Annotated in this window: 10 protein-coding genes; 2 read left to right on the top strand and 8 right to left on the bottom strand. The window is 55.7% G+C overall.

What is annotated here, in order from left to right; all coding sequences use genetic code 11:
* Positions 1-79: 79 nt before the first annotated feature.
* From QU597_RS06115 to QU597_RS06100, 4 genes are all read right to left on the bottom strand, one after another.
* Positions 80-1273 (bottom strand): aminotransferase class I/II-fold pyridoxal phosphate-dependent enzyme, encoded by a 1194-nt coding sequence (locus QU597_RS06115; protein ID WP_310831824.1) that lies wholly within the window; start codon positions 1271-1273, stop codon positions 80-82.
* A complete protein-coding gene (locus QU597_RS06110; protein ID WP_310833244.1) occupies positions 1266-2327 on the bottom strand; it encodes a D-alanine--D-alanine ligase in 1062 nt (353 codons plus the stop codon). Before QU597_RS06110 ends, QU597_RS06115 begins: the two co-directional genes overlap by 8 nt.
* Before the next feature lie 14 nt (positions 2328-2341).
* Complete coding sequence (locus QU597_RS06105; protein WP_310833243.1) at positions 2342-3796, bottom strand: aminotransferase-like domain-containing protein; 1455 nt, start codon at positions 3794-3796, stop codon at positions 2342-2344.
* A gap of 97 nt (positions 3797-3893) precedes the next feature.
* A complete protein-coding gene (locus tag QU597_RS06100) occupies positions 3894-4736 on the bottom strand; it encodes a helix-turn-helix transcriptional regulator (RefSeq protein WP_310831823.1) in 843 nt (280 codons plus the stop codon).
* A gap of 149 nt (positions 4737-4885) precedes the next feature.
* Between QU597_RS06100 and QU597_RS06095 the strand changes: the two genes are divergently transcribed.
* On the top strand, positions 4886-6595 hold the full coding sequence (locus QU597_RS06095; RefSeq protein ID WP_310831822.1) for a glycoside hydrolase family 2 protein: 1710 nt from the start codon (positions 4886-4888) through the stop codon (positions 6593-6595).
* A 71-nt stretch (positions 6596-6666) separates the two neighbouring features.
* On the opposite strand, the gene QU597_RS06090 is transcribed toward QU597_RS06095, so the two are convergent.
* A complete protein-coding gene (locus QU597_RS06090) occupies positions 6667-7317 on the bottom strand; it encodes a TetR/AcrR family transcriptional regulator (RefSeq protein ID WP_310831821.1) in 651 nt (216 codons plus the stop codon).
* 125 nt (positions 7318-7442) lie between these two features.
* Between QU597_RS06090 and QU597_RS06085 the strand changes: the two genes are divergently transcribed.
* The gene (locus QU597_RS06085) at positions 7443-8891 is read left to right on the top strand and encodes an MDR family MFS transporter (RefSeq protein WP_310831820.1); all 1449 of its coding nucleotides are present in this window, start codon (positions 7443-7445) and stop codon (positions 8889-8891) included.
* Positions 8892-8954: 63 nt separating this feature from the next.
* Here the strand turns inward: QU597_RS06085 and QU597_RS06080 are convergent, their stop codons facing one another.
* From QU597_RS06080 to QU597_RS06070, 3 genes are all read right to left on the bottom strand, one after another.
* Positions 8955-9767, bottom strand: a complete 813-nt coding sequence (locus QU597_RS06080) for a histidine phosphatase family protein (protein WP_310831819.1) — start codon at positions 9765-9767, stop codon at positions 8955-8957.
* Positions 9768-9772: 5 nt separating this feature from the next.
* A complete protein-coding gene (gene cbiB, locus QU597_RS06075; protein WP_310831818.1) occupies positions 9773-10732 on the bottom strand; it encodes an adenosylcobinamide-phosphate synthase CbiB in 960 nt (319 codons plus the stop codon).
* A 73-nt stretch (positions 10733-10805) separates the two neighbouring features.
* A complete protein-coding gene (locus QU597_RS06070) occupies positions 10806-11558 on the bottom strand; it encodes an adenosylcobinamide amidohydrolase (protein WP_310831817.1) in 753 nt (250 codons plus the stop codon).
* Between the last annotated feature and the right edge of the window lie 314 nt (positions 11559-11872).

The raw sequence follows: 11872 nt of genomic DNA, 5'->3' as shown, positions 1-11872 counted from the left end.
TCTTCCTTTAGGATTATAGGGGATATAACAGGATCGTACAATTACATTTTTACCATTATTGAATCCGTGATGGAATCCGTTATATTCTAACCTTCATAAACCCTTCCATCCGCTCCAGTGCCTCGTTCAGCTTGGCCGTAGAGGCCGCATAGGAGCAGCGGATGTGCCCCTCGCCGCCGCTTCCGAACACATGCCCGGGAACGGCGGCAACGCCTGCTTCCCTCAGCAGCCGCACGGCAAATTCCTCGGATTGCATTCCGGTATGGGCAATCGACGGGAAGGCATAGAATGCCCCCTGCGGCTCATGGCAGTGGAGTCCGATGGTCCGGAGGCCTTCCACAAACAGCGTTCTGCGCTGCCGGAAACACTCCTTCATCCGGTCCTTGTCGCGCAGTCCGCTGCGCAGGGATTCGAGGGCGGCAATCTGCCCCAGCACCGGCGCGCACATCGCGGTGTACTGATGGATCTTCAGCATTGCAGCCAGCAGCTCACGGTTGCCGCAGGCATACCCTACGCGCCAGCCGGTCATCGCGAAGGCCTTCGAGAAGCCGCTGATCACTATGGTCCGCTCCTTCATGCCGGGAAGCGCGGCAATGCTGGCATGTCTACTGTCATAGGTCAGCTCGGCATAGATTTCATCCGAGAGTACCAGCAGGTTATGCTTCTTCACCAGTTCGGCGATAGGCAGCCAGTCTTCGTAAGACATCACCGCGCCCGTAGGATTGCTCGGGAAGTTCAGCATCAGCAGCTTGGAGCGCGGGGTGATGACCTTCTCCAGCGCTTCGGCCGTCAGCTTAAAGCCCAGCTCCGCCGGGGTCTCAACCTCTACCAGTGTGCCCCCGTTCAGATGGGCAATCGGGGAGTAGGCGATATAGCTGGGCGAAGGGATAATAACTTCATCGCCCGGAGCGGTGAAGGCGCGCAGTGCCAGATCCAGCGCTTCACTGCTGCCTACAGTGACGATCACTTCGTCTGCAGCATCATACTGCAGCCCGAACCCGTTGTGCAGATAACGGGCAATTTCCTCCCGCAGCTCCGGCAGCCCGGCATTTGGCGTATACATGGTTTCTCCGCGCTCAAGCGCCCGGATGCAGGCGGCTCTCACATGCTCCGGTGTAGCGAAATCGGGTTCTCCCACACCAAGTGATATAATATCGTTGTTACCGGCAGTAAGATCAAAAAAAGCGCGGATGCCCGAAGGCGCAATCTCCCGCACACGCGGGGCAATCCACTCTTGCCCTTGCGTGCGCTGAAGTGAAGACTCTTTAAGCATGGCTTATCACCTCCTGCATTTTTTCATCTGCCTGCGCTGCCTGCTCTCCGGCTTCCGCACACGCTTCGTTTGATTCTCCCGCAGCCTGTATCCGCCCTGTTTGCCCTGCCTCTTCCTCCTTCGGCGCCTGCACCTCCCCCGCTTGATCTCCCCGCACCTGCAGCGAACCGGCAATGATGGCATCGAGCAGGCTGCTGAAGGTGTAGCCGGCAGCGAGTGCGCTTCGCGGTAGCAGGCTGGTTTCGGTCATCCCCGGCAGGGTGTTCACTTCAAGGACATAGGGAACGCCATTTTGCAGCAGCATATCCACCCGAGCATAGACAGAGCACTTCAGCGCCTTATAGCAGGCAAATGCCGCCGTACGCACCCGTTCGTGAGTCCCCAGAGACAGCTGGATTACACGTTCATCCGCTCCGCCCTGCGCATATTTGGCGCTATAGTCGAACCAGTCCGCACCCAGCGAGCGGATACCAATGACCGGCAGAAGGTCTCCGCCTAGAATCGGGCAGGTAATTTCCTGCCCTTCGGTGAATCCTTCAATCAGAATGGAACGGTCTGCGGCAAAAGCTTTTTCCACCGCCCCCCGCAGCTCTTGTGAATTGTTCACCTTCGACATGCCGATACTGGAGCCGCCCGAATTCGGCTTAACCATGACCGGATATCCGAGGCGTTCCACCGCTTCCGGTGCATAATCATCCATGCTGTCCCAGCACAGCCAATCCGGGGTCAGGATCCCCTTGCTTCTGAGGATGGTTTTGGACAGATGTTTATCCATGCACAGGCTGCTGGACAGCACGCCGCTCCCGGAATAAGGGATACCGAGCGTCTCCAGCGTGCCCTGCACCGTTCCGTCCTCGCCGTAAGCGCCGTGGAGCGCCAGCAGTGCGAAATCCAGCCCTTTTACCTGATCAATCAGCTGTCCGCGCTCTGTAATGACTACCGGCACCGCCTCATATTTACTCCGGTCCAAGTGTTTCAGCATTTCTCTGCCGGTATTCAGCGACACCTCATATTCAGAGGATACCCCGCCCATAATTACGCCTACTTTTAACATCTCCATACCCCTCTTCATCCCAGTAGTTGCCGTGCTGTCCTGCCGATAATCTCAATTCCCCTGCGTATATCCTCATCCGCTACCCTGGAGAAGCCCAGCCGCAGCGTATGTTGTCCGGTTCCGTCCGTGAAGAAGATATCCCCCGCTGTAAAAATAACCCCCTGCTCCCGGCAGGCCGCCAGCAGCGCTCTTGTACTGAAGCCTTCGGGGAAGGTCACAAAAAGATGCAGGCCCCCATCTCCGCTTATCCGGGAATAGGGCAGAAATTCTTTGCAGCAGGCCATTGTCAGCTCGTATTTCCGTTTATACTCCGTTCTGGCCCGTTTCAGATATTTCTCCAAATGGCCGCCTAGCAGATACTGATACAGAATCGACTGATCCAGCGTCGAGGTGTGAATGCTGCGCGCCCGCTTGACGCTTTCCAGATAATAGATCAGCTCCTGATCCGCCAGCACCCAGCCTACCCGAAGCCCGGGAAACAGCACCTTGGAGAAGCTCCCCAGGTAGACAACACTGTTGCCGCTCCCGGCCGCTGCGATCAGCGGAGCCACATGGGAGCCCGAATAACGCAGCTCCTCGTTGAACCCGTCCTCAATCACCGGCACCCTGTATTCTGCCATCAGCTTCATGAGTCCCTGTCTTTTCTCGGGAGACATCACAATACCGGTAGGATTATGGTAGGAAGGTACGAAGTACGCACAGTCAACCTCCCCTTCCTCCAGCGCCCTCTTCAGCTCACCCAGGTGAATGCCGTCAGGCTCCATAGCCACTCCTCTGATGTCAAAGCCGTTCAGCCGCAGATTTTTGAGTGCCGTATGATGGGTCGGATTCTCACAGAGCACCGCTCCGTGCCGCTGTCCCAGCGCAGACAACACGATATCAAAGCCCTCCGTGAACCCGTTCGTAATCAGCAGATCCTTGCCGCGCATGTCTACGCCCTTGTGCTCCATGTATTGCCGCAAATAATCTATTAAAGGCTTATACCCCTTGGCATATCCATAATTAAGCAGAACATTGCCTTCCACGGACATCCGGTCCAGAAAAGCCCGTTTTACATTGTCCAGATCGAACAGGCTTTCATCAGGTGCGATGCTCGTAAAAGAAATCGTATCCTTGCCCGCGCGGATGCCGCGCTTCATAATATCCAGCTCCTCCGCCAGCAGCGCTCTGCTGCTCAAGCGGGTCTTCCAGTCCATCGTCCAGGCCGAGGCTGCCGTGCTGTCCGAAGCCGCCGCAGGCGCCACATAGCTGCCCTGCCCCTGCACCGTGTAGGCGAAACCGTCATCCTCCAGTGCCGTGTAGGCGGAAATGACGGAATTGCGGCTCACCTTCAGCAGCAGGCTCAGTTCCCGGGTAGAGGGCAGCTTCTGCTCCCCTTGGAGGGCGCCCCTCAGAATGAGGCTTTTCATATAATCCTTAACCTGAATATATACCGGCCGTCCGGCAATGAGCTTGAAATCCTTAAACATGCGTAAGTCGCCCCCCATAGCTATCATGGCATAGTCTTTCCCGTAAAAAAAGAACCACAGCCCCGGCTTTTTCTCCGCCTGTGGTTCTATAGGTAATTTATTCTCCATTTCTCTGTCTGCTGCGGTAAAGGGTCGGGGAGACACCGTTTAACTGCTTGAATATTTTGCTGAAATGATATTCCTCGTAAAAGCCGCATAATTTGGCGATTTCTCTGACCGGATAACCGGTAAATATGAGATAGCGGCAGGCCTGCTGGTTCTGTATATGCATATGGTATTCCTTCGGGCCCATGCCTGTATGCTTCAGGAACAGCTTGCGCAAGTAAGAAGCGGAAATGCCATATTCATCAGCTAGCTTTTCGATCCGGTGATGTTCCATATAAGCGTTCTCGAGCTTACTCTTAATCTGTTCAAAGGCAGCGAAGGCTCCGGACTCCGGCAGATTCCAGTCGGCTTGTACGGTCTGGTGAAGCTTATGCAGCAGAATCTGCGATTTAGCCCGGGATACGGCTGTACCGGCGGTCAGTCCGGGCAGCCAGTCCTGATGAATCTCCCGGAACAACCGGCCTAATTCCTCTGCCTGCTGGTCACAGTACTGGCTTAAGAAGGGAAGTCTCAGGGTACCGATGGGCTGCACATCCTTCCAAACCGCATCATAGCCGAGCTCTGCACAATCGAACAGCAGCATCGTCATGCGGAGCGGAGCATCCATCTCCGAACGCATGGACAACTGGAGGCCCGGTTTCAAATAGATCAGCATTCCAGCCTGCACCTGATGTTCAACATTGGTCCGGAAAATGCCCGCTCCCTCATGAACCCAGTACAGGCTATGCACATTCACCATATTGCGGATATCCTCCCAGCCCGGATAGGTAACCTTGTCCAGTACGAAATGGATATGCACGTTGAGGTCATTCAAGTTGTAGCCGGCCGCTTCCAAGTCATGTCTCCCCCTGTAGCTTAAAGCGCGATTTATACAAGACATTAGCGTTTTTTTCCATTCAATGCTGAAACGCAGAATGTTACTATCCATATTATCAGGATGCCTGTATTTGACAATACACCGGACAATAATGAGGAGGAATCGGCTTGTTAAGGACTTTTCGCCAGCATCAGATTCGCAGAACAGAATTACTGGACGGGCCTTGGGACTTTGTGCAGGATCCGCTTAATGCAGGGATTCAAGAACAATGGTATGAGCGTTTTCCACATTCTTCACAATCTCTCTATGTACCCTCCTGCTGGAATAATGAACTGGGTATGTACGAATACGAAGGAGTCGCCTGGTACCGGAAAAAAGTGCAGATTCAGGCGGCGCAGCATGTCCGGCTGATCTTTCATGCTGTGCTGGGCCATTCTGATGTGTATCTGGACGGCCGGCATCTTGGCTACCACTACGGCGGATTTACCCCCTTTGAATTCATTGTTCCTTCCCTGGCCGCAGGTGAGCATGAGCTTGTCGTCCGGACGGACAGCACGCTGGACCGCCTGACGATTCCGACCGAGCAGGTGGACTGGTTCCATTACGGCGGCATCATCCGGCCTTGCGAGCTGCAATATCTGCCCGATTTGTATATTGAACAATTGAAAATTGACTATGCGCTCCATGGCGCGGACGCCGATGTCTCTGTTCATGTACAGATCCGCTCATTCCTGCAGGTGCAGCAGTCGACTAGACTGACACTTAGCGAAGGCGGACATGAATTGCACTCGGAAGAAGTCCGGATTGAGGCTGGCCAGACCTTCAGCCACACCTTCAAACTTCTCATGCCTGAGGTGCGCCTGTGGAATGTCGGCCATCCGGAACTGTATTCCTTTCAGGTACGGACAGAGGAAGACGACAAGACCGAACGGATCGGCTTCCGCCGGATTGAGACGAAGGATCAGCGCATCTTAATTAACGGCACTCCGGTCTATTTAAAGGGGGTTAACCGTCATGAGGAGCATCCCGAGTGGGGTTTTGCCTTTCCCCCGAAGCTGATGCACAAAGAGCTTGATATCATACTGGAGCTGGGCTGCAATTCCGTCCGGGGCTCGCATTATCCCCAGAGCTCTTATTGGCTTGATCTGCTCGATGAACACGGCCTGGTGTACTGGAGCGAAATCCCGATCTGGGGAGCTGCCCTGCCGAACGAAACGGTAAGTGAGCCGCTCTTTCAGCAGCGTGCACTTACCATGATTGAAGAAATGATCGGCTTGCATGTTCATCATCCGTCTGTCATCTTCTGGTCGGTTCATAATGAGATTGACAGCCGCACACAGGAGGCCTATGTCTTCACACAGGCTCTGGTCGGCCTGGTGAGAAGTCTCGATACTTCCAGGCTGGTTACCTATGCGACCATGCACCCGCTGGAAGATATTTTGCTGCCCCTGTTCGATGTCATCGGCATTAATAAATATTTTGGCTGGTACGAAGGTGAGGTGGGAGGCTTTAAAGACATGCTGGAGCAGTTCCATGAGCGGGCAGAGCGGCTGGGAGCCGGTGACAGGCCGGTGCTGATGACCGAGTTCGGCGGTGCAGGGCTGTCCGGCGATGTAGGCTGGGAGCCCCGATTGTTCAGCGAGGATTATCAGGCCTATATTGTTACCGGGGCACTGGCGATCTTCCGTAACGATCCCCGGATCGGCGGAACCTTCATCTGGCAGTTTGCAGACATCCGCGGCGATCTGAAGAGCACCAGCAAGAGCTTCCGTGACCGCGCCCGCGGCTTCAACAATAAGGGCCTTGTTAATGAATACCGCAAACCTAAGCAGTCATTCCGGGAGGTGCGGCGCATCTACCGTTCCTGGACCGAATAGCTCTCTTACGGAAATCCGTAAATATGAACACCCCTCCTTATCTCCAGGGAGGGGTGTTCAGCATATGCATATCACTGCTTCGGCCTTACAAGCGGCATGAAAATGTCATCGATAATCCCTGTAATCGTGGATTCCGCTATCGGCTCATGGGTGGTAAGGAGTTCATACACCAGCAGGTCCGCAGGAAGCGAGATGACGCGGGGACTCACGTCTGCGAGCTTGAGCTCCCCGCGTTTCTCGGCATTTTGCAGAATGGCTTGGATAGCCGCCGTAAGCTTATTTTCAGTCTGGCTATGCATCATTTCCGGCAGGGAAGCAATGAGACTTCCCCCGTAATATTCGGTCATCAGACCATGAATGGTCTCGGCCCCGATCATTTCCATCGGTTTCACAATGCCAAGCAGCAGGGCTAGCATATCACCGCGTAAATCGCCGGTATCCGGTATAACACCGAAGCTGTCCGGCTTCACCAGATGTTTGCCTATGGCGGCAGCGACGATTGCAGTCTTGTTCGGCCAGCGGCGGTAGACCGCATTCTTATTGGTTTTTGCCCGCAGCGCGATATTCTCCATGGTCAGGCGGTTATATCCGACTTCATTCCATTCATCCCACGCAGCCTGCAAAATGGCATTCTCCAGAACATCTCCGCGGCGGCGTCCGCCTGTGGTTTGTTCTTCCCCGTCTGCAGGCTCTGCAGAAGAGTTCTTCTTTTTCTCGGCCATTATTTAGTTCCCCCCTTCATTATTTTCATAAATTTATCCTTGCATTTCAAGTCAAATTGAACTATCTTAATCACATAGAGTACGGTACGTACCGTACCCTATAGAGATAGGAGAGGAGTATTTCCATGGCAAAAAGTAAATCTGCTGAAAAAATCGACCCGGCCATTCTAAAAGTAGCTCTTATTCTGGTATTCGGTGCACTCGCCCCGCTTTTTGACTCGACCATGGTCAACGTAGCCCTCGAGACGCTTACCCTGGACTTAGGCAGCACTGTTTCTGTGATCCAATGGGTGGTAACAGGATATGTACTGACTATGGGTATATCTATACCGGTCTCAGGCTGGGCGGTTAACCGTTTTGGCGGTAAAAGGGTGTATCTATTTTCACTCACCGTATTTTTAGCCGGTTCCATTCTTTGCGCGATCGCCTGGAATCCGGGCAGTCTGATCGCCTTCCGGCTGGTGCAGGGGGTGGGTGCAGGCATATTGATCCCCACGCTGCAAACCGTGCTTGTCCAGTCCGCCGGCAAAAGTCTTGGACGCGTCATATCCATTATCGGCATTCCGACCCTGCTGGGTCCGATTCTCGGCCCGGTACTGGGCGGGGTAATTATTAACGGCCTGAGCTGGCGCTGGATTTTTTACGTCAATATCCCTATCAGCTTAATCGCCCTGTGGCTGGCCTCACGGGGAATCCCTGCAGATCAGCCTTCTGCGCGCAAACAGCCGCTCGACCTTACCGGCCTCCTGCTGCTGTCCCCTGCATTCGCCATCCTAATATATGGCATTGCCCAAATCAGCCAATATGGCGGCTTGAACAGCAAGGAAGTCAGCATTCCGCTGGTGATAGGTCTTGTGCTTATGGCTGCATTTATTGTTTACGCACTACGGACTAACCGAACACCGCTGCTTGATCTTCGCTTGTTTAAATCCCGTATTTTCTCCGCTTCGAATGCTACCGTGTTTCTTGGAGGCATGGTCATGAACGGAGCCCTGCTGCTTCTGCCATTATACTATCAGCAGGTACGGGGTGAAAGCGTGCTGTTTACCGGAGTCCTGCTGATTCCGCAAGGAATCGGGATGTTATTGACCCGAAGCTGGATCGGCAGCCTGTCCGACCGTATCGGTTCACGGCTCATCGTGATCTTAAGTCTTGCGGTTACTATTATTTCCACACTGCCCTTTGCCTTTGCCGGTCCTGATACCAATCAGATATTGCTCGCGGCTGCACTCGTGCTCCGGGGGGCGGCACTGAACGGCCTGCTCATCCCGGTTATGGTCTCCGCCTATGTCGGACTGCGCAAAGACCAGGTGGCCGATGCCAGCATTGCACTGCGGATTTTCCAGACGATCGGGGGAGCCTTCGGCGCCGCCATCCTGGCCACCGTCATATCGCATCAGCTCTCAAGCCACGCTGCCTCGGGCGCCCTTACCGTTGCCGGGGCCTATAATGTCGCCTTCTGGTGGTCGATCGGTTTTGCTGTGGTCTCTTTCCTTCCGGCACTGTTATTGCCAGACGGGAAGGAGGCAGCCATGGTAAAAGATGAATCTGCGTTAAAAAAGGCAGCGGGGTAACAGAAGCCTGATTGAGCTTACAGCGCCTGCATCATGACTCCCACCGAACGCAGCAGCTTAAATTCACATTTCCGTTCTGCTTAATGCCCAGCCTTCTGCCTGTAACACCAGGTGCAGCACCGCCACCGTTCCCGGCGGCGGTGCTGCTGCGGTGTGGAACGTCAACCCGGACCCGGCCTTCGCCAGCCATTGGCGGATGACACCGCCGTGTGTAACGATCAGCACGCGCAGCTTCAGCGGTTCTTCGCGGTATACAGCGGCTCCCGGGCTGGTATCTTCATTGCTCTCCCGCTGAGCTGAGCCGGAACTCCCTGATAAGCTCTCCCCGGCTTTCGCTTCGAGCACCAAACCGCCTATAAAATGCTCCAGCCTGGAGGTAAACGCCTCCCAGGGTTCCCCGCCCGGTGGCGTAACCGCCACCGGATTATCAATCCAGCTTCTGTACTGCGGATTATTCTTCAGCTGCTCATACGTGCAGCCTTCCCACGTCCCAAAACACATCTCCCGTAAGCGGGCATCATAGACAGCTTCATCTTCCAGCGAGGGAGCGATGCAGTGCAAAGTCTCCCGGCAGCGGAGCAAATCACTGCAGTATACACGCCAGAAGCTGCCCGCCAGTTCTGGCTGTTCTCTTCGTGCAGCCAGCTTCTCCCGTTCCTCCGGCAGCAGCGGCAGATCGCTGCTGCCCAGATAACGGTTCTCCTTGTTCCACTTCGTGTGCCCATGGCGCAGCAATACCAGCTCCAGCTCTGTTTGGCACTGATATTGCTGCTCTGCATGGTTTCGGGACTGCTGCTGTTCTGTTTCTTTCTCCGCACGTACAGTAGCCTGTCCTTCCTCCAAACTGCTTGCTTTCTCACGTCCGGAATTATCCATGCTTCTCAGCCCCCCGTCCCTATGAGGGCCAGCGCTGCACAAAGGACTACAAATATTGAAGAAGACAGCATCATCATCCGGGAGGTGACGATAATATCCTCCGGTTCCAGACTGCGCAGCGGTTCGCCCATATAGGCACGGAACGAGGCTACGCCGTGATAAACGTTGACTCCCCCCAGCCGGATGCCGAGCGCTCCGGCTACAGCTGATTCCGGATAGCCGCTGTTGGGGCTGGGATGCAGGCGGGCGTCGCGGCGCACGGTGCGCCAGCATCTGCGCCAGTCCAGCCGCAGCAGCTTTGCACATAGGGTTAACAGCAGCGCTGTAATCCTCGCCGGTATGTAATTGGCAACATCATCGAGCCGGGCGGAGGCCCAGCCGAGGTCGCGGTATTTATCGTTCTTGTAGCCGACCATGGAATCCAGCGTGTTCACGGCACGATAGGCCATCGCCAGCGGCGCACCGCCGAGCAAAGCGTAGAACAGCGGAGAGATAATCGCATCGACGATATTCTCGGCAACAGTCTCTACGGTGCCGCGCACAATTTCCGGACTGTCCAGCGAAGCCGTGTCCCGGCCGACAATCATTCCCAGGGCCTGCCGGGCCGCTGGAAGATCTCCCTTGCGCAGCTCCACATAGACAGCCATCCCGGCATCCTTCAGCCCCTTGGCGGCTATAGTTGTGGAGATCAGCCAGGCTTCCGCCGCCAGTGCCAGCCAAGGCGAGATCTCGGACAGCAGCCACAGAAGCGCTGCTGTCAGCAGCCAGCTGCCGCCCGCAACGAACAGCGGCAGCAGCACTCCGGCCCGCTTCAGGCTGCGCGGCTGCCGGACGAGGCGGCGGATCAGCCGCTCCAGTGCTGTAATCGCCTTCCCCATGAGCACCACAGGATGGGGCAGGCTGCGGGGATCGCCGACCATCCGGTCCAGCACATAGGCTGCCAGTAATAGCAGAGCAACTGTCATGGCTGGTCCCTCCACGACCGGCATAGCACAGCGCCTATTGGCCCGTTCATCCGCATCCGGCTCAGATAAGGCCTCATTCGCCGTTCTTCCTTGCCTGCTCCTGCACAGCCTTCACCGACTGGAGACTGCCTGTCACAGCGGCATAGACCAGCCTGCCGACAGCGCCGCCAAGGTCAGTGGCTGTGCCGGCATAGACATGCTCCGCCCCGTAGCGGCGGCTCCCGCTGGCCGCAAGCACGACCGCATCGGTCGTCGTGCCCGTAGCGATCAGGCCATTCTCGGGATCGGTGATCCCGAGATCGGCCAGGGCGGCAGCTTTGGCTTCCGCTGCCGTCATCACGGCATTGACCATCGCTGCCGGTGTCAGCAGGCCGTCAATGCCGAGCATGATGTTGATCGTGCCCGGGCGGTAGGCCTTCAGCACGCTCCGCTCCACCCCGGCCCGGGCCGCATTGCCTGCGGCTGCCGTTACGCAGCAGAAAATGCCTGCCGAGCCTGTATCTTCTTCGGCTACAGCCGCATGCTCAAGCGGCACTGCTGTCATCAGCCCCGCGCAGCCTTCCGGCGGATATCCCCATTCCGCCAGCTTGTTCTCCATATCGCGCACAGGATTGCTGCACTCATAATCACGGCTGACGTACTGGTTCACGGCCCGCTTCAGCCGGCCCATTCCCCCGCCATACACCGCACTCGATATACTGTCCGCCTCAGCCGGGAATTCCAGCAGCAGATGCTCCTGTTTCCATTCCAGAGCCAGCCCCGGCCAGACCTTTGAGCGATACGCCCTCAACCCTCCGGCAAGCTCAAAAGGAATCTTCACTTCCATATCTAATCCGCTCCTTTCGTAACTATAGTGTTGTCATTGTGTGCTTACAGGGATCTGCCTATCTGGCCTTGGCGCAGAATCGATCCGCTCTATGTCTGATGCTATCCCCGTCAATCGGATCTTAACCCGCCCATCTGATGTTAGCCCCAGCCTATCGGATGCTATCCCCGTCTATCTGATGCTATCCCGCCTATCTGATGTTATCCCCAGCCCATTAGCTGAACTATAGCGGGAAAACTTCCAGCTAATTCTTTCATTTTCGCCTAAAACCGGACTATAGCGGGAAAACCTCCAGCTAATTTCAAGAGAAGAAC

This window comes from Paenibacillus pedocola, assembly GCF_031599675.1.
Taxonomy (GTDB): Bacteria; Bacillota; Bacilli; order Paenibacillales; family Paenibacillaceae; genus Paenibacillus_AQ; species Paenibacillus_AQ pedocola.
The sequence above is the reverse complement of the archived record's forward strand: the minus strand, read 5'-3'. Positions and strand labels throughout refer to the sequence as shown.

Bases quoted from the DNA above. Each gene is read 5' to 3' on its own strand.
- QU597_RS06115 (WP_310831824.1), bottom strand. From the start codon at position 1,273: ATGCTTAAAGAGTCTTCACTTCAGCGCACGCAAGGGCAAGAGTGGATT.
- QU597_RS06110 (WP_310833244.1), bottom strand. From the start codon at position 2,327: ATGTTAAAAGTAGGCGTAATTATGGGCGGGGTATCCTCTGAATATGAG.
- QU597_RS06105 (WP_310833243.1), bottom strand. From the start codon at position 3,796: ATGTTTAAGGATTTCAAGCTCATTGCCGGACGGCCGGTATATATTCAG.
- QU597_RS06090 (WP_310831821.1), bottom strand. From the start codon at position 7,317: ATGGCCGAGAAAAAGAAGAACTCTTCTGCAGAGCCTGCAGACGGGGAA.
- QU597_RS06085 (WP_310831820.1), top strand. From the start codon at position 7,443: ATGGCAAAAAGTAAATCTGCTGAAAAAATCGACCCGGCCATTCTAAAA.
- QU597_RS06080 (WP_310831819.1), bottom strand. From the start codon at position 9,767: ATGGATAATTCCGGACGTGAGAAAGCAAGCAGTTTGGAGGAAGGACAG.
- cbiB (WP_310831818.1), bottom strand. From the start codon at position 10,732: ATGACAGTTGCTCTGCTATTACTGGCAGCCTATGTGCTGGACCGGATG.
- QU597_RS06070 (WP_310831817.1), bottom strand. From the start codon at position 11,558: ATGGAAGTGAAGATTCCTTTTGAGCTTGCCGGAGGGTTGAGGGCGTAT.